A 16,502-nucleotide genomic window follows, 5' to 3' on the forward strand; every position below is an offset into this window, starting at 1 on the left:
TGCGCGCGGATCAGAACGGCCATGTGCCGACCGCCGCGGCCGACGGGCTGCGAGCGATCAGGTACATGCCCCTCTGTCCTCGATACCTGAGAGATTGCGCTGCGGGCAAAGCCCGGCGAGCGCGCGCCCCTTCGGTGGGCAGCTTGCCCGCGCAGCATGTGCGCAGCGGGCTACTGCCGCTCTCCAGAGTGCGGGGAGTGCGGCCCGCGCAATGCGCGGACGGGATTCCCCGACGCGGTCGGTCCTTTTGCCTGAGAGTTTGCGGGTGTGCCCCTTCGGCGGCGCGACCGGCGTTTCAGCAACGCGGTCACACGCTCTCCCGACGCGTGCGGGCGACTGTACGCGAGCGGTTGGACCTTGTCAATTTGAGCAAAAGAATGTCGCTTTGCGACAAGCGGCGGCAGCCCGTGCCGCCGCTTTTTTCCACTCCGGCGGGCGCCGGCGCGTTACTCGCCGATCGCGCGCGCGGCCGTGTCGAGTTCCTGGTTCAGCACGCGCTGCTCGTCGCCGGACAGGCCGCCGCTGTGCTGCGCGGCCATGTCGTTCGCTTCCTGGCGGATCACGTCGAGGCGGTGGTGTAGCTGCGCGCCGTACGGCGGCGGGTAGTAGCCGCCGTTCACGCGCGCGTCGATGCGGCGATGCAGGTTGTCGATCCGGCCCTGGACCTCCTGCATGCGCTCGTTCGCGACGACCTGTGGATTTGGCCGCGGCGGGGGCGCCTGCCGGGCAGGCCGCTGCGGCTGAACGACACAGGCCGCGAGCGAGGAAACCAGCACGCAGCACGCTGCTGCGCGAATCAACCGTTGCATCAACATTCTCCTGACGGATTGGTGTCGGATCGACTTTTTGAGAAACGCGTCAGACAGGTCTACCGCTGACTTTCGTTCCCCCGGCATTTGTAACCGAATGTTCCGGCTGATCCAGGCGCACGCGTGCCGGCCGGCCGCAACCGGCCGGCGCGCGGTGTTCAGACCATGCGGCGCACGAACGGCAGCCGGCGGCCGTCGTGCTCGCTCTGCGCGGCGAGCTCGATGATCGTCATCACGTCGACGGCGTCCTGCGCGGTGACGGGGAACGGCGCGCCGTCGCGGATCGACGCGGCGAGCGCGCGGTAGAACTCCGCGTACTGGCCGTCGAGCGTCGGCACCGGGCGCTCGACTTCGACTTCGCCGTCGAGCACGCGCAACAGGCCGGGCGGGTTGCCGCCGCCGAACTCGACGTCGTCCGCGGTGAGGCCGGCCTTGAGCTGGTCTTCCTGCGTGTCGAGCCCGAACTTCTGGTAGCTGCCGCGCGTGCCGTGCAGCGTGAAGCGCGCGGGCTCGATCGCCGCCAGCGCGCTCGCATGCAGCGCGATGTCCTTGTCCGGATAGCCGAGCAGCAGGTGCACGAAATCGGGCGCCGTGCCGTTGTCGCGGCGCGTCTTGACGGTCGCGCTCACCGTTTCCGGTACGCCGAACAGCGCAAGCGCCTGGTCGATCAGGTGCGGGCCGAGGTCGAGCAGCAGGCCGCCGCCGCGTGCGGGCTCCTCGCGCCAGCGCGTGCGCGGCGTCGGCCGGAAGCGGTCGAAGTGCGACGCGAAGTAGGTGAGCCGGCCGAGCTCGCCCGATTCGACGACGCGGCGCACGGTGAGGAAATCGCCGTCCCAGCGGCGATTGTGGAACGGCGCGAACAGCCGGCTGCGCGCGTTCGCGAGCCGTGCGAGCGCGAGCGCCTCGTCGGCGGTGAGCGTGACCGGCTTGTCGACGACCACGTGACGGCCGGCTTCGAGCACCTGGCGCGCGAGCGCGAAATGCGTGTCGTTCGGCGTGGCGATCACCACGCACTCGATGTCGTCGAGGCCGAGCAGCGTGTCGAGGTCGGGGACGACACGCGCGCCCGGATACGCGGCCTGCGCGCGATCGGGCTGGCCCGTCGCGATCGCGGCGACTTCAGTGCGGCCGCTCGTGGCGATCACGGGCGCGTGGAACGTCGCGCCGGCGAAACCGAAACCCATCAAACCAATCCTGAGCAATGACGACATGGCAATTCCTGGCTGCGAAGGAAATTAAAGGATGGCGCGCCGGGGCGGCGCGAGGACGACCGGCTATTTTGGCATGGCGCTGCCGCTTGTACTGGCGCGTCGGGCGAAATGCGCGGGGAGATGCGGCACATGCGCAATGGAAGCCGGCATTTGCGCGAGACCGCGCACCGTGCGCGCGTGGCTGCCTGTCCGGCTTCGAGGCAAACGGCCGGCGCGCGAGCGCTGTGCCGTGTCATGCGGCCGCCCGCTGCCGCACGGCGGCTGCGACCTGTGCGGCCCACACGGCGCATGCCGCTTCGCCTGGGTGGAAGCCGTCCGCGGCCATCAGGTGGCGCTCGAGCGGCAGCGCGACCCGCAGGAACGTGCAATGCGGCTGCGCGGCGGCCCAGCCGGCGAGTGCCGCGTTGAGCCGTTTCGCGCGCAGCCCGAGATACCACGCGAGCGGCTGCGGCAGCGCCGGAAAGCGTTCCATCGGCGGCACTGCCGACAGGATCACGTGCCTGACCCGGAAGCGCCCGGCGAGCGTCCGGACGAGTTCGGCCTGCGCCGCCTGCCAGCGGGCCGGCGGCACGCCGCCCGTCACGTCGTTGACGCCGAGCGACGTCACGGCAACGTCGAACGGCTCGGCCGGCTCGGCGGCGAGCCAGTCGACGAGATCTTGCGTGGTCAGGCCCGTGCGCGCGAGCAGCTTCCAGCTCACGCGGTGCGTGGCCGCCAGTTCGCTCGCCAGTTGCCCGGACAGCGCGTCGCGCTGCGTCGCGACGCCGACGCCCGCGGCGGCGGAATCGCCGACCACCAGCACGCGTAGCGGCGGGCCGTCGCCGGCAACGCCGTCGCGCGGGCCGGCCGCCTCGGGCAGCCGCGGCGTGACGCGCCGCACGTAGCGCCCCTGCGCGAACAGCAGCGGGCCGAGGGCGGCGGTGGCGAGCGGGTATCCCATGGTGTCGATCCGGTGGCGTTTCGGGCGGTTCATACGGGCTCGGCGCGGGGCGGCGTCGGCGTGTGCGTATTGTGGCCGATCGGTGCGCGAACGGGGCCGGATTGGCCGGACGGACAGGGCGCGGCCGGGCGATCGGCCCGCACGGCCCCGTCCGGCGGCGCTCCCGAAATACGCGCCGCCGACGTGTTAACATGCGCGTCCTGCCCGCGTGTCCGCCTGCTTCGCCAGCCTGCCGCGCACGGCATCCTCCCGGCGTTCCGCCGTCAACCGCAACACCATCCGTCATCATGTCCGCAGGCCTCAATCCCGCCCAGAACGAAGCGGTGCGCTACCTCGACGGTCCCTGTCTCGTGCTCGCCGGCGCGGGCAGCGGCAAGACCCGCGTGATCACGCAGAAGATCGCGCACCTGATCGAAGCGAAAGGTTTCGAGCCGCGCCACATCGCCGCCGTCACGTTCACGAACAAGGCGGCCGCCGAAATGCGCGAGCGCGTGTCGAAGCTGCTCGAGGGCAAGACGCTCACCACGCCCGGCAAGGAAGGCCGCAAGGTGCCCGTCAACCAGCTCACCGTCTGCACGTTCCACTCGCTCGGCGTGCAGATCCTGCGCCAGGAGGCCGAGCACGTCGGCCTGAAGCCGCAGTTCTCGATCATGGATTCGGACGACTGCTTCGGGATGATCCAGGAGCAGCTCGGCACCACCGACAAGGGGCTGATCCGCAAGATCCAGAGCATCATCTCGCTGTGGAAGAACGGCCTGATCATGCCCGACGAGGCGATGGCGATCGCGGCCAACGAGGACGAGCACCAGGCCGCGCTGGTCTACCGCAACTACGTCGCGACGCTGCATGCGTACCAGGCGGTCGACTTCGATGACCTGATCCGCCTGCCCGCCGAGCTGTTCGCGAAGAACGAGCAGGTGCGCGACCGCTGGCAGAACAAGCTGCGCTACCTGCTGATCGACGAGTACCAGGACACCAACGCGTGCCAGTACGAGCTGCTGAAGCAGCTCGCCGGCCCGCGCGCCGCGTTCACGGCGGTCGGCGACGACGACCAGGCGATCTACGGCTGGCGCGGCGCGACGCTCGAGAACCTTGCGCAGCTCGGCAAGGATTTCCCGAAGCTGCACGTGATCAAGCTCGAGCAGAACTACCGGTCGACGGTGCGGATCCTGACCGCCGCGAACAACGTGATCGCGAACAACCCGAAGCTGTTCGAGAAGAAGCTGTGGTCCGAGCACGGGATGGGCGATTCGATCACCGTCACGCCGTGCAACGACGAGGAGCACGAGGCCGAATCGGTCGTGTTCCGGCTGTCCGCGCACAAGTTCGAGCGGCGTGCGCAGTTCCGCGACTATGCGATCCTGTATCGCGGCAACTTCCAGGCGCGCATCTTCGAGCAGGTGCTGCGGCGCGAGCGGATCCCGTACGTGCTGTCCGGCGGCCAGTCGTTCTTCGACAAGGCCGAGATCAAGGACCTGTGCGCGTACCTGCGGCTGATCGCGAACGCCGACGACGATCCCGCGTTCATCCGCGCGGTCACGACGCCGCGCCGCGGGATCGGCAACACGACGCTCGAAGCGCTCGGCTCGTTCGCTGGGCAGGCGAAGGTGTCGCTGTTCGAGGCCGTGTACATGGGCGGCATCGAGGCGCGGCTGTCCGCGCGCCAGGTCGAGCCGCTCAGGATGTTCTGCGACTTCATCCAGCGCCTGACCGAGCGCGCGGACAAGGAGCCCGCGACCGTCGTGCTCGACGACATGATGGAGGCGATCCACTACGAGGCCTACCTGTACGACGCGTTCGACGAGCGGCAGGCGCAGTCGAAGTGGCAGAACGTGCTCGAATTCCTCGAATGGCTGAAGCGCAAGGGCACGAAGCCCGAGACGGAGGCCGTCGACGGCGAGGCGGAAGGCTTCCACAACGCGGACGGGCTCGCCGATACGGGCAAGAACCTGCTCGGCCTGATCCAGACCGTCGCGCTGATGTCGATGCTCGAGGGCAAGGACGAGGATCCGGACGCCGTGCGGCTGTCGACCGTCCATGCGTCGAAGGGGCTCGAGTATCCGCACGTGTTCCTGGTCGGCGTCGAGGAGGGCATCATGCCGCACCGCGGCGGCAGCGAGGACGACGGCCCGATCGACAGCGAGCGGATCGAGGAAGAGCGCCGGCTGATGTACGTCGCGATCACGCGCGCGCAGCGCAGCCTGCACCTGAACTGGTGCAAGAAGCGCAAGCGGGCGCGCGAGACGGTCGTGTGCGAGCCGTCGCGCTTCATCCCCGAGATGGGCCTCGACGAAGCGCCGCCGCCCACGCCGGAAGAAGCGCCGATGTCGCCGAAGGATCGGCTCGCGAGCCTGAAGGCGCTGCTGCAGAAGTGATGCGGTGGCGCCGTCGGGCGCACGGCGATCCGGCAGCCGGCGATCCGGCGGCCCGGCAAAACAAAACCCCCGCGATGCGTGTGCGCCGCGGGGGTTTTTTTACGGGTGGGCCGGTGTTACTTCGACGCGTTGACCATGTAGTCGACGGCCGCCTTCACGTCGGCGTCCGATGCGTTCGCCCCGCCTTTCGGCGGCATCGCGCCCTTGCCGTGCAGCGCGTAGTTGTAGACCGTATCCATCGAGTCCTTCAGGCGCGGCGCCCAATCTTCCTTGCTGCCGAACTTCGGCGCGCCGAGCACGCCCGCCGCGTGGCAGGCCTGGCAGGTCGACGTGTACAGCGCCTTGCCGGCGGTTGCCGCATCGGCGCTGGCCGGTGCGGCCGCGGGCTGTTCGCCGGCCTTCGGGATCGCGGCGATCGCGGCCTGCGCCGCGGCGATCTGCGCGCTCGCGGCGTCGGCCGCGCCCGACGCGCCTGCCGCGCCGCTGGCGGGCTGCGCCGAGTTGGCGGCCGGTTCGGGGAAGTTCGCGCCGTCGTTGTTCGCCATGTAGACGATCGCGCGGGCGATTTCATAGTCGCTGACGTCGTCGGGGCTGGTGCCGCCGCGCGGCGGCATCGCGCCCTTGCCGGCGAGGGCCGTCTTCAGCAGCGTGTCGAAGCCTTGCGAGATGCGCGGCGCCCAGTCGTCCTTGTTGCCGAACTTCGGCGCGCCGGCGGCGCCCGTGCCGTGGCAGGTCACGCAGACGGCCTTGTAGACTGCCTCGCCGGTCTTGTACGTGCGGGGCGCGTTGGCGTCCTTCACGTCGACCTGCGCGAGCGGCTTGATACGTGCGGCGACCTGCTCGTCGGACAGCGCGTCCGTGCCGGCGCCGGAACGGAACACATGGTTCGCATAGGTGGCGAACAGGACGATCAGGACGATCGGGATCGCGAACGACGCGATGATGACGGCAACCAACTGCCCGGGGGTTTTGACGGGAGATTCGTGGGGTGCTTCGCTCATGCTTGCCTCGTCTCCATGAATAGGAATTGTGAGCGCGGTGCAACGGCAAAATGGCAGTCCAATGAAGCACGGACGATTATAGACGGAACGTTTACATCACGGCGAGCGGCGCGATGGCGCGTGTTTACCCGCACGCAGCGAGGCCCGGCGGCGATTCGGCGGGCAAGGTGGACGCGTCATGGGAAACCGGGTATCCTTGCCGTCTTGCCAATTGTGGACGGCCTGTATATCGGGGTCGTTTCACTGTCAAATGCGCCCGTAGCTCAATGGATAGAGTACTGCCCTCCGAAGGCAGGGGTTGCTGGTTCGATCCCAGCCGGGCGCGCCAAGCCTAGTCAGGCTCCCAGCGGTTTCCTTCCTTCGTCGGACAGTCTCATTGCAGCTGAATTGCAGCTAGCATCGGCACCGGCTCGGCCGTCAGCGGCGTGACCCACTGCGCCAGGTGCGCCACCGACAGGTGCGCGTAGCGTTGCACCATCTCGAACGTTTCCCATCCGCCCAGCTCCTCAACACCTGCAACGGCGTGCCGCGCTGCACATGCCAGCTCGCCCAGGTGTGGCGCAGATCGTGCCAGCGGAAGTCGCGAATGCCGGCACGCTCGAGCGCCTTGCGCCAGGCGGCCGTCCCCGTCTGGTAGACCGGCCGGCCCTGGTACACGAACACGCTGTCGACGCACTCGGGCGCGCGCTTCTTCGCGAGTTGGCGTCGCAGCACGACAATTTCCGTAACGTGCTCATGGACGCGCCGAACGGGAAGAAGGGCGCCATCCGGCTCATTCCCGTGTCGGAGGTCGCGGCGAAGGACGAGTTCTTCAACATCAAGAACGTGACGCGCGACGATCTGTTCGCCGCGCATCGCGTGCCGCCGCAACTGCTTGGTATCGTGCCGAGCAATTCGGGCGGGTTCGGCACGCCGGACACGGCCGCGCGCGTGTTCGGCCGGAACGGAATCAAACCGCTGCAGGCGCGCTTCGTTATGCAGTTTTATGCGCCTTGGTTATGCAGTCTCGGTGTGTAGTCTTGGCGTTGCAAGCGTTCGTGCTTGCGCGAGATTTCACCAGGAGAAATTACGCGACAACAACACGGTTGCGACCTTGATGCTTCGCGCGGTACAGGCGTTCGTCCGCCTTGCGCAGGATCGCGTCGATCGTCTCTCCGTCCCGGCCGAATTCGGAGGCGCCAACGCTCACGGTGACCTCAATCGGCTTGCCGATGCCGGCCTCAAATGGTGCACCCGCGATCGCTGCACGGATGCGTTCACCGATCGACTGTGCGGTATCCAGCGCGGCTTGCGGCAGCAGCACCATGAATTCTTCTCCGCCCACCCGCGCAACGCCGTCGTACGGCCGGATCGCATCGAGGCATTTGTTGACGAAGCGCTGCAACACCTGGTCGCCCGCCTGATGCCCGTAGCTGTCGTTGATTGCCTTGAAGTGGTCAAGATCGAGCGAAAGCAATGAGAACGGCGCGCCGTTGCGTTTCGCCAGAGCAATTTCCGCTTCCACGCGCTCGATGAATTGCCGCCGGTTGGCCGCGCCCGTGAGCGGGTCCGTTGCAGCCAGATGCTCGAGCTTCTCGTTGGTCCGCTGCAGCGCCTGCAGGGCCTGCTCCGTCCTCGCCATGGCTTCTCTCAACCGGGCAAACAGCTCTTCCTGGCTGTAGATCTTCGAAAATGAACGCGTCGTGTGAAAGGCCTGCACCACACCGAAACTGAGCAGGAAGAAGCCGGCAGCAAAAATCGCATGCGCGAGCCACCACATGTGATTCCACGGTCGCCCGAGGATGAAGGCGAGCGAGGCCAGTGCGAACGACGCCACCGAAATGCCGTAGATCGTCATCAGCGGCGAGCGGATGCGACGCACGACCAGGGCGACAACATTCAAGGTGGAGAACACCAAAGCGCCCCCCTCCAACGAAAGGCGCACCCACAGGTTGCCGGCCACCGGCGAATAGGCGAGCGCGGCGACCGCCACGTCGATCAGCCCAAACAGCGCGATCCACGTGATCCAGGTGCGGCGATCGACGCGGGTTGCGTCGCTGTCGGCCTTGCGGCTGTAGGCGAGCTGCCCGACAAAAATCAGGATCGACATGGTCAGACGCGAGGCCGGCCCATACAGCAGGAACAGCCAGATATTGTGATGCGCCATGCCGGTGAAGGCGCCATGCAACGCATAGACGAGGGAGAAGCCAAGAAAGCCTAGCGTAAGCCAACGCAGCAACGGCTCGCCGGACAGGCGATAGCAACGCCAGCAGACATAGGTGACGAACGCGCCTTCGAGCGTGGCAGCAGCGATCGCCAGCTCGTGAAAAGCGTGATTCTCGAATTTCAGCGACGGATCCTGGAAGAAGTACAGGTAGGCAATCAGATACGCCGGCACCAACGCGAAGCCAGTCAGCAGGAGCTTGGCATATATCCGGGTGACCAACTGGGCAGCGCCAGTCGGCTCTTTGGCGGCAACATTGGCGTGCATGTTCAGTCTTCGGTTTCTTCGGACGAATTCAGTATAGGCACGGGAACGCATTCGGCGAGACCTTTATGCGTCCCGCTCCGGGAATCTGATTCCGCAGCGGATTTCCTGGCGCACTGTTTTCCTTCCCGTAGTGAAATCGCAGTCAGTTGGCGGCCATCAGCGCCTTTCGGTGTCGTGATCCTCGATCGGCTGCGGCTGCGACTGCGCTTGCCGGGCACACCTCTTCCGAGCCCGTTGCATCGCCCGGCTCCGGGCAGGACCGGTGGACAGGCGTCTCACCGCTGCACCGTTATGCGAGAATCGCCCGCAACGACAACTCCAAGCGTCGATCGCGGCGGCCGTCCGCGCATCGCGCCGACTCCCGATGGCTGCCATTGCGTCTTCCTCGACCGCAGTCGATGCCCGCGCGCTGACCGATGCGCAGCATGCCTTGCTCGCGCGCCTGAACGCGTACTCCCCCGACGATCCGAACGCGCCGCTGCCGTACAGCCGGCGCCTCGCCGACGCCGAAGGCTGGTCGCACGCGCACGCGCTGGCCGTGATCGACGAATACAAGCGCTTCGCGTTCCTCGCTCTGGCGGCCGGGCACCCGGTTACGCCGTCGGTCGCGGTCGATGCCGCCTGGCATTTCCACCTGCAATACACGCTCGAATATTGGGACGTCTTCTGCGCCGGTGTGCTGCGCGCGCGGCTGCATCACATGCCCGGCTCGGGCGCGCCGGACGAAGCCGCCGTGTACGCGCAGCGTTATCGCGACACGCTCGACAGCTATCGCCGGCTGTTCGGCTGCGAGCCGCCGGAATCGATCTGGCCACCTGCGTGCCTGCACGCCGCGCACGGATCGCCGCAGCCGGACCTGCCGGCCGCGGACGAGCCGGCCGAATCGGATTCGCCTGCCGCCCCGCCGGGCGGCAGGACCTGGCGCAACCGGCTGCCGAAGCTCGTGTGGCCGGCCGCCGCCGCGAGCGTCGCCGCGACCTGCGCATCGGCGCAGGACTTCAACGTGCTGAACTACACAGGGCCGCAGTTTCTCGCGTTCTACGTGCCGGCTTGCATCGTCGCGTTGCTGTTGATCGTGGGCCTGCAACAGATCGAATATCGCTGCCGGCGCTGGGGCGCGCGCGCTCGCGAAGCGCCGCCGAACCTGACGGTCGAGGAAGTCGCGTATCTCGTCGGAGACGAATCGAGGGTCGTGCAAGTCGCGACGCTGTCGCTCATCCAGGCGGGCGCGATCGACCTGAGGATGGCGGGGCGACTGGGCGCGCGCGTGCAGAGCATCGACGTGAGGCGCGCCGGCGCCTATGCGGACGAATGCTACTGGCTGGATGGGCAACCGGGCGGAGAGGCCAGCTTCGGCGCGTTCCGGCAGCTGCTGGCGCGTCGGTTCTCCGAATTCGCGGATTCGTTGCGCAACTGCGGCTGGTTTTGGGCGCCCGGCGAGATGCGGACGGCGCGCATCGCCGCGCGCACGATTGCGCTGCTGGTGCTCGGCACGGGCGCGGCGAAACTGGCGGTCGGGCTGAGTCGAGGGCGGCCGGTCCTGTTGCTCGTCATCTGTATGGCGGCGTTCGCGATCGCATACCACTTCGTCGCGCAGCGCCTGACCGGGTTCGGGCGCGGCGGCCTGACGGTGGGTGGGCAGGCGTCGCTTGACGCGTACCGGAGCGCACGCCAGGGCGAGTCCGATTCGCCGGACGAGTTACTCCGGGCTGCCGCGCTGTTCGGCGCGGGAGCGTTGGCCGGTACCGCGTGGGCCGTGCATTCGAGTGCTTTGATGGAGCCGCCGCCGTTGATGCGAGCCCCGATGGCGGCGCGCACGGGTGGTTCGGATTCGTCCGGCAGCAGCGGCTTGTCGTCGAACTGCGGTTCGTCGAGTTCGTGCAGCTCCAGTTCATGCAGTTCGAGCAGTTGCGGCGGGTGTTCGTCGAGCAACTGAGCGTGAATGGTGCGGCGCGTGCGGGTGAGGGCGGGTAGGCCGGATCGAGGCGATGCCGCTGCGGAAGTCGACGCCGGGACGCCGTGATGGAAAAGCGGGCGCCTGCCGCCGGGCGCCGAAGGCAAGTCCATTTCGATGCCTGCCCTATTCTGGCCGCTGACTCGGGATCAAACCAGCCTCATCGACGGAACAGAAGTCAGAACGCCGTTCTTATTCGTTGTCGGTTGTTGTCGCGTCCTTCCTATACTGCATCGTTCATGATCGCGGCCGATGTGCCGCGTCGTTTCCCCGTTCCTGCCCGGCGGCCCCTGCACCGAGCCGCGGCGCCGGCACACTTGCGATCGCGAATGAACGTTACGACCTCCGACGACTGTATTGGCGTGTTGCCCGACCATCCGTGGGCGAAGCATTTCATTGTGCTGGGCTACCGGGATGGTGCCGTTTCGTCCATTCCAAACAATTTTTTCCGCGACTGGCTCGACGAAGAGGCGCAGGTCGGCACCTTTCATATCGGCCGTTGCTCAGGGCTTGGTGTGGGCTCGATCGTGAAGTACGACCAGGGCCATCAGAAACTCGTGATCGGCAAGAACGTGGCCGGCGGAATGCGCCTGCGTTTCCTGCTGAACGGTCAGCACGAGATGCGCACCATTTCCACAAGCATGTTCAGCATTTACGGTAACGGCCTCGTAAATGCGCCGATGCCGCAATACGCGGATACCGTGATTCACAACGACGTCTGGATCGGCGATGAAGCGCTGTTCCTTGGCGGTAGCCAGATCGAGAGCGGATGCGTGATCGGTGCGCGGGCCGTCGTTCCGCCCAATTTCCGCACCGAGGCTTACGGGATCTATGCGGGTTCGCCGGCCCGTCTGGTTCGCTTCCGCTTCACGGAGAAAGTGCGCGAACAACTGCTGCAACTCGCGTGGTGGGATATGCCGCTCGACTGGATCAAGCAGAACAACGACGCATTTCTTGTCGATCTCACTGCCGACGAAGGGCGTGCGCTCGACACCCTCGCGGCGCTCAAGGAGGCCAAGGACCGTGCTGTAAGCACGTCCGGGCATCCGGCCGCTGCACCGACCCCCATCTAACCGTCCGTTCGCGATGCGGGCCGTACATCGCCGCATGACATGACGCCTGCTTCCGATGAATCCGCGCACGTTCAACAAGCCGCGGCCCTGTGCCAGAACGGACGGTTTGCCGACGCGCTGACGCGCGTCGCGCCGCTGCTCGACAGGCCGGCGCCGGCCGTTGCGGCGCTGCACGTCGCAGCCGTCTGCGCGCTCGGCCTGAACCGGCTGGCCGACGCGGAAGCCTGGTGGCGGCACGCGATCGACGCGATGCCGGCGTTCGATCCGCCATACGACGGCCTCGGCGCGCTGCTCGTGTCGCAGGGGCGGCTGCCCGACGCCGAGGCGATCGTTCGCCGGCAGCTTGCGTCCGTCACGCCGTTGAGGGCGTCGCACCATCACCGGTTCGGCAAGGTGCTCGAAGCGCTCGGCCGGCTCGACGAAGCCGAACAGGCATTCGGGCAGGCGCTGCTGATCGAGCCGCAGTCCGCCGACGTGCTGACCGATCTCGGCAACGTGCTCCGCGTTCTCGGCAGGCCGGCCGAGGCGGAACTCGCGTACCGGCTCGCGATTGCGGTTCGCGCCGACCACGCGCTAGCGCATGCGAATCTCGGCGCGATCCTCGTCGACATGCAGCGGCTGCCCGAAGCGGAAGCGGCCAGCCGGCAGACAATCGCGCTCTGCCCGGACCATCCGGAAGCGCATTACAACCTCGGCATCGCGCTGCAGAATCTCGATCGCCTGCCCGAAGCGGAAGCGGCGTATCGCGATGCGATCCGCTGCCGCCCCGGCCTGCCGCAGCCGCACAACAATCTCGGCTGCGTCCTGCGCGCGCAGGGCCGCCATGACGAAGCGACGGCCGCGTTCAGCGACGCGCTCGCGCTCGCGCCGCAGATGGCAGAAGCGCACTACAACCTGGGCACGACGTTCGCGCATGCCGGGCGCCACGACGACGCCGAACGCGCGTACCGCCGCGCGCTCGAGCTGCGTGCCGATTACGGCGATGCGCGTTTCGGGCTGGCGACGCTGCTGCTTGGCCTTGGCCGGTTCGAGGAAGGCTGGCGCCGCTACGAATCGCGCTACGAGCAGTCGGCGTTCGTGTATCGCCGGACGCGCGAGGTGCTGCGGTGCGCGCAGTGGCAAGGCGAGCCGCTTGCCGGCAAGACGCTGCTCGTCTGGCAGGAGGATGGCCTCGGCGACATGCTGCAGTTCAGCCGTTATTTCGCGGAATTTCAAGCGCGGCATGCGGTGCGCGTGGTCTTCGCGTGCCAGCCCGCGCTGCATCGGCTGATGGAGACGGTCGACGGCGTCGACGAAGTGCTCGATCACGATGCGGCCGCCGCGCGTGCGCAGGAATTCGACTACTGGACGAGCCTGCTGAGCGCGCCGCTGCACGTCGGCACGACGCTCGACACGATTCCGCCGCCGGTGCGGCTCGTACCCGATCCCACTCGCGTCGCGCGCTGGCGCGCGCGCCTCGATGCGTTGCCGGCCGGCCCGCGCGTCGGGCTCGTGTGGAAGGGCAACCCGAAGCATCACAACGATGCGCACCGCTCGCTGCCGTCGCTGGCTTTGCTGACGCCGCTGTGGAGCGTTTCAGGCGTGAATTTCGTGAGCCTGCAGAAGGGGCAGGGCGAGGACGAGGCGCGCGATCCGCCGGGCGGCCTGCCGTTGCTGCATCTGGGCTCGGAGATCGGCGATTTCGCGGATACCGCTGCGATCGTCGCGCAGCTCGATCTCGTGGTGTGCGTCGATACGTCCATCGCGCACCTGGCCGCGTCGCTCGGCAAGCCTTGTTGGGTGCTGCTGCCGAATCAGGACGTCGATTGGCGCTGGATGCACGACCGCGACGATTCGCCGTGGTATCCCGGCACGGTGCGGCTGTTCCGGCGCGGGTGCGACGAGAACTGGATTCAGGTGGCCGAGCGCGTGCGCGGGGCGTTTGCCGCGCAATTTGGCGCGAATGACGTGCGGTCCTGCGCGTTCGGTGAGACCGGTGGCAAGCGTTGAATGTCGCGACGATCGCAACGCCCCGGCCGGCCCTTCGCGCGAGCGCCGGGAATTACCCGCCTTTGCCGAATCTGTTCGTCGTTTCGAATCGATCGCGCGTCGCTAGAATCAACGCGTTTTCGGGGCAACGTCCGACCGGCAGTATCGGGCACGCGTTCCCGTCATGCATGACATCGATCAAGGCCGGCCATGAATAACTGGAAGTTTGTCCCCGTTGAAAGCCTCGTGAGCGAGGAAGCGCTCACGCGCGCGCAAGCGTTCGATCTCGATCGCCACGTCGTCGAGACGACGGTGCGCGGGCTCACGTTCCGCTGGCTCGCGCCGAGCAAGCGACTGCTCTGGATGGCGGCGGGTCTCGAATACATCGAACCGGAACTGCTGGACTGGATCGACCGGTTGCCGCCCGCATCCGTCTACTACGATTTCGGCGCGAGCAACGGGATCTTCGCGCTGTATGCGGCAAAGCGCGGCCTGAAGGTGATCGCGATCGAGCCCGATCCGTCGAACTACTTCCTGCTGTCGTGGAACGCGTACCTCAACGCGCAGGACGGGCTCGACATCCAGGCGTTCAACGTGGCGGCTTCCGACCGGTTTGCGATCGACCGGCTGTACATCCGCAAGATGGAACTCGGTGCGCACGAGAAGATCGTCGGCCAGCCGTCGCTGGTGTCCGGCGAAACGTTCGCACCGAACCACGTGCATGCGATCCAGGTCGTCCACTTCGATCGCTGGCGCGAGCAGTTCGGTCTGCCGCAGCCCGAGTACGTCAAGATCGACGTCGACGGGCACGAGGTTCCGCTCATCGACGGTGCGGCACAGGGCCTGGGCGCGTGCAGGCAACTGCTGATCGAGATCGAGGACGCGAAGATGGACCTGCTCACGCGCCGTCTCGGCGAGTTCGGTCTGACGATCGCGAGCAAGCACCCGGTGCAGAACTACGCGGGATTGTGGAATTGCATCTTCGTGCGCTGATCGCCGAGGCCCGCAGCAACGCGGGCCTCGCTCAGAATCCCGACAGATAGACCTGCCGGTCGACGGCGGTGCGGTAGGCGCTGACGAACCCGCGACGGCTCCATTGATCGCACGAGAAATCGTCGAAGCGGCACGACAGCGACAGCTTCCAGTCGGTGATGTCGCTGGTGAGCGTCCGGTGCACGAGATAGGGCGACATGAAGAGCACGTGCCCTGCGTCGATCTCGAGGTCGCAGGCGCCGTCGATCTCCTGGTCGTCAAGCACGTAGCCGCGGTCGGTCTGCTCGCCCGGCCACAGTCCGCGCCGATGGCTGCCCGGGACGATGCGCAGTCCGGGTGCCCCTTTGCGCACGTCCGCGATCGACGTCCACGCGATCACGCCGCGAGAGGATGTCCCCATGCTCGGCCAGTCCTGGTGATACGGCAGCCCGTAGTTGTTGCCGATGCGATCGTTCGCCGTGTAGTGGGTGACGATCGGGCCCGTCTGCACCGGCATCGCGATACCGAGATGGCGGTCGAGCGCGGCCGTCAACTCGGGTGAGCAGAAGAAGCGCTTCACGTCGATATCCTCGGCGAGCAGCTTGATGATGTTGCGGTTGCGCATCGCGTCGTCGCCGAATCGCGGAATGAAATGCCGCTCGAACTTCGTCCGCACGACGTGCATCAGCGATTGCAGCGCATTGTTCGCGACGATCGCGTAGCCGAGTTCCCGAAAATCGCCTGCGATCACGTCCATTCCGTCTCACCCTGAATTCCGCTGCCGGCCCGCGCTTGCGCATAACCGAAGCCGGTCGCGCCGAAGCCGTCGCCGTTGTAGAACATGTACAAGCGCTCGCCGACCTGCACGACTTCCGGATACGCGACCATGAACGCGTCCCAGCCGCTCGGCGACACGTCGAGCCCGGCACATTCGTCGAGTCGCCGCCAGACGATGCCGTCGGTCGATTCGGCATAGCCGATCCGGTAGCTGACCGACGAACGCTCGCGGTAACCATCGTGGCTGCGCTTGCAGAACCACATCCGGTAAAGGCTGCCGTCGAAATGGACCGACGCGCGCGCCAGTCCGCCTTCGTGATCGTCGAGATAGTCGATCGCGACGCGGCCGCCGCGCGTCCAGTGGATGCCGTCGCGCGATTCCGCGTACTTCAGGTGATAGCGCGCCTCTGGCTTGCCGTCGACCTCGGTCCAGCCGGTGCACGACAGATACCAGTTGCGCCAGATGCCATGCTCGATCCGAACGCAGGTCGTGCCGCAGAAATACGGCTCGTCGGCCGTGCGGTCCATCACCGGCCCGTCGAACAGGCGCCGGTAACGTCGGCCGCCGTCCTCGCTGATCGCGAGGCCCACCGCGTTGTGGTACGGAATCGTATTGCGCACGTTCCAGCCGATGTAATACAGATAGCGAACGCCGTCGTGCTCGACGACCGACGACGGCATCGTGCCGCAGTCGTCGAACGCGCCCAGCGCGCCAGGCGGCAGCACCGGTTCCGGATCGACGGAGACGATTTCGACGGGCGCGCTCGCGCGGACGGCCATGCTCGCGATTGCGCTGCGATTGCCTGCGTCGCGGCTGCTGAACAGCAGTTGCAGCGTATCGCCGTCGACGCCCGCTACCGTCGGAATCTGCGCGTGCGATTTCGCCCAGGGCAGCCGCGCATCGGGCGCATAGATCAGCCCCTGCTTGTCCCAGTGTATGCCTGCCACGGGC

At 67.1% G+C, this 16,502-nt stretch carries 12 protein-coding genes, 1 tRNA gene, 2 pseudogenes and 2 riboswitches; of the genes and pseudogenes, 7 read left to right on the forward strand and 8 right to left on the reverse strand.

The window, feature by feature from the left end; genetic code table 11:
- Positions 1-63: 63 nt before the first annotated feature.
- Positions 64-197: riboswitch (glycine riboswitch) on the reverse strand.
- Positions 198-228: 31 nt separating this feature from the next.
- Positions 229-332, reverse strand: a riboswitch (glycine riboswitch).
- 114 nt (positions 333-446) lie between these two features.
- The 3 genes from ACNQQL_RS15430 to ACNQQL_RS15440 form a co-directional block, all read right to left on the reverse strand.
- Entirely contained in the window at positions 447-809 is a 363-nt protein-coding gene (locus ACNQQL_RS15430) for a hypothetical protein (RefSeq protein WP_347064609.1), read from the reverse strand.
- A 158-nt stretch (positions 810-967) separates the two neighbouring features.
- Positions 968-2,020, reverse strand: coding sequence for an oxidoreductase (locus ACNQQL_RS15435; RefSeq protein ID WP_347064610.1), 1,053 nt, complete (start codon positions 2,018-2,020; stop codon positions 968-970).
- Between the two features lie 232 nt (positions 2,021-2,252).
- Positions 2,253-2,960: an SGNH/GDSL hydrolase family protein gene (locus ACNQQL_RS15440; RefSeq protein ID WP_347064633.1), complete on the reverse strand. Its 708-nt coding sequence runs from the start codon at positions 2,958-2,960 to the stop codon at positions 2,253-2,255.
- 287 nt (positions 2,961-3,247) lie between these two features.
- On the opposite strand from ACNQQL_RS15440, the gene ACNQQL_RS15445 reads away from it, so the two are divergent.
- On the forward strand, positions 3,248-5,335 hold the full coding sequence (locus ACNQQL_RS15445; protein ID WP_072445314.1) for a UvrD-helicase domain-containing protein: 2,088 nt from the start codon (positions 3,248-3,250) through the stop codon (positions 5,333-5,335).
- A 116-nt stretch (positions 5,336-5,451) separates the two neighbouring features.
- Here ACNQQL_RS15445 and ACNQQL_RS15450 read toward each other — a convergent pair whose 3' ends face one another.
- Positions 5,452-6,336, reverse strand: coding sequence for a c-type cytochrome (locus tag ACNQQL_RS15450; protein WP_347064611.1), 885 nt, complete (start codon positions 6,334-6,336; stop codon positions 5,452-5,454).
- A gap of 252 nt (positions 6,337-6,588) precedes the next feature.
- Here ACNQQL_RS15450 and ACNQQL_RS15455 point away from each other — a divergent pair.
- Positions 6,589-6,664, forward strand: a tRNA-Arg gene (locus ACNQQL_RS15455).
- Between the two features lie 45 nt (positions 6,665-6,709).
- Here the strand turns inward: ACNQQL_RS15455 and ACNQQL_RS15460 are convergent.
- Positions 6,710-7,062: pseudogene (locus ACNQQL_RS15460) on the reverse strand (tyrosine-type recombinase/integrase); the annotation flags it as partial.
- Between ACNQQL_RS15460 and ACNQQL_RS15465 the strand changes: the two are divergent.
- Positions 7,054-7,308: pseudogene (locus ACNQQL_RS15465) on the forward strand (capsid portal protein); the annotation flags it as partial. The pseudogenes ACNQQL_RS15460 and ACNQQL_RS15465 overlap by 9 nt on opposite strands.
- 94 nt (positions 7,309-7,402) lie before the next feature.
- Here the strand turns inward: ACNQQL_RS15465 and ACNQQL_RS15470 are convergent.
- Positions 7,403-8,806, reverse strand: a complete 1,404-nt coding sequence (locus ACNQQL_RS15470; protein WP_347064612.1) for a GGDEF domain-containing protein — start codon at positions 8,804-8,806, stop codon at positions 7,403-7,405.
- 364 nt (positions 8,807-9,170) lie between these two features.
- Here ACNQQL_RS15470 and ACNQQL_RS15475 point away from each other — a divergent pair, with 364 nt between their 5' ends.
- The 4 genes from ACNQQL_RS15475 (at position 9,171) to ACNQQL_RS15490 (ending at position 14,794) form a co-directional block, all read left to right on the forward strand.
- Positions 9,171-10,742 carry a TIGR04222 domain-containing membrane protein gene (locus ACNQQL_RS15475; RefSeq protein ID WP_347064613.1) on the forward strand — a complete coding sequence of 524 codons (1,572 nt, stop codon included), beginning with the start codon at positions 9,171-9,173 and terminating at the stop codon, positions 10,740-10,742.
- 347 nt (positions 10,743-11,089) lie between these two features.
- Positions 11,090-11,833 carry an acetyltransferase gene (locus tag ACNQQL_RS15480; RefSeq protein WP_347064614.1) on the forward strand — a complete coding sequence of 248 codons (744 nt, stop codon included), beginning with the start codon at positions 11,090-11,092 and terminating at the stop codon, positions 11,831-11,833.
- Positions 11,834-11,872: 39 nt separating this feature from the next.
- On the forward strand, positions 11,873-13,822 hold the full coding sequence (locus ACNQQL_RS15485) for a tetratricopeptide repeat-containing glycosyltransferase family protein (RefSeq protein WP_347064615.1): 1,950 nt from the start codon (positions 11,873-11,875) through the stop codon (positions 13,820-13,822).
- A 189-nt stretch (positions 13,823-14,011) separates the two neighbouring features.
- Complete coding sequence (locus tag ACNQQL_RS15490; protein ID WP_347064616.1) at positions 14,012-14,794, forward strand: FkbM family methyltransferase; 783 nt, start codon at positions 14,012-14,014, stop codon at positions 14,792-14,794.
- A 31-nt stretch (positions 14,795-14,825) separates the two neighbouring features.
- Here the strand turns inward: ACNQQL_RS15490 and ACNQQL_RS15495 are convergent, their stop codons facing one another.
- Together ACNQQL_RS15495 and ACNQQL_RS15500 are read right to left on the reverse strand one after the other, a co-directional pair.
- Positions 14,826-15,530: a phytanoyl-CoA dioxygenase family protein gene (locus tag ACNQQL_RS15495; RefSeq protein ID WP_347064617.1), complete on the reverse strand. Its 705-nt coding sequence runs from the start codon at positions 15,528-15,530 to the stop codon at positions 14,826-14,828.
- Positions 15,521-16,498: a hypothetical protein gene (locus ACNQQL_RS15500; protein ID WP_347064618.1), complete on the reverse strand. Its 978-nt coding sequence runs from the start codon at positions 16,496-16,498 to the stop codon at positions 15,521-15,523. The genes ACNQQL_RS15495 and ACNQQL_RS15500 overlap by 10 nt, the downstream gene beginning before the upstream one ends.
- Positions 16,499-16,502: the final 4 nt, after the last annotated feature.

The sequence above is a fragment of the Burkholderia sp. LFS061 genome (assembly GCF_047978125.1).
GTDB lineage: Bacteria > Pseudomonadota > Gammaproteobacteria > Burkholderiales > Burkholderiaceae > Burkholderia > Burkholderia pyrrocinia_C.

Coding starts and splice junctions, on each gene's coding strand:
- ACNQQL_RS15490 (WP_347064616.1), top strand. CDS start 14,012: ATGAATAACTGGAAGTTTGTCCCCGTTGAAAGCCTCGTGAGCGAGGAA.
- ACNQQL_RS15450 (WP_347064611.1), bottom strand. CDS start 6,336: ATGAGCGAAGCACCCCACGAATCTCCCGTCAAAACCCCCGGGCAGTTG.
- ACNQQL_RS15480 (WP_347064614.1), top strand. CDS start 11,090: ATGAACGTTACGACCTCCGACGACTGTATTGGCGTGTTGCCCGACCAT.
- ACNQQL_RS15470 (WP_347064612.1), bottom strand. CDS start 8,806: ATGCACGCCAATGTTGCCGCCAAAGAGCCGACTGGCGCTGCCCAGTTG.
- ACNQQL_RS15485 (WP_347064615.1), top strand. CDS start 11,873: ATGACGCCTGCTTCCGATGAATCCGCGCACGTTCAACAAGCCGCGGCC.
- ACNQQL_RS15475 (WP_347064613.1), top strand. CDS start 9,171: ATGGCTGCCATTGCGTCTTCCTCGACCGCAGTCGATGCCCGCGCGCTG.
- ACNQQL_RS15495 (WP_347064617.1), bottom strand. CDS start 15,530: ATGGACGTGATCGCAGGCGATTTTCGGGAACTCGGCTACGCGATCGTC.
- ACNQQL_RS15440 (WP_347064633.1), bottom strand. CDS start 2,960: ATGGGATACCCGCTCGCCACCGCCGCCCTCGGCCCGCTGCTGTTCGCG.
- ACNQQL_RS15430 (WP_347064609.1), bottom strand. CDS start 809: ATGCAACGGTTGATTCGCGCAGCAGCGTGCTGCGTGCTGGTTTCCTCG.
- ACNQQL_RS15445 (WP_072445314.1), top strand. CDS start 3,248: ATGTCCGCAGGCCTCAATCCCGCCCAGAACGAAGCGGTGCGCTACCTC.
- ACNQQL_RS15435 (WP_347064610.1), bottom strand. CDS start 2,020: ATGTCGTCATTGCTCAGGATTGGTTTGATGGGTTTCGGTTTCGCCGGC.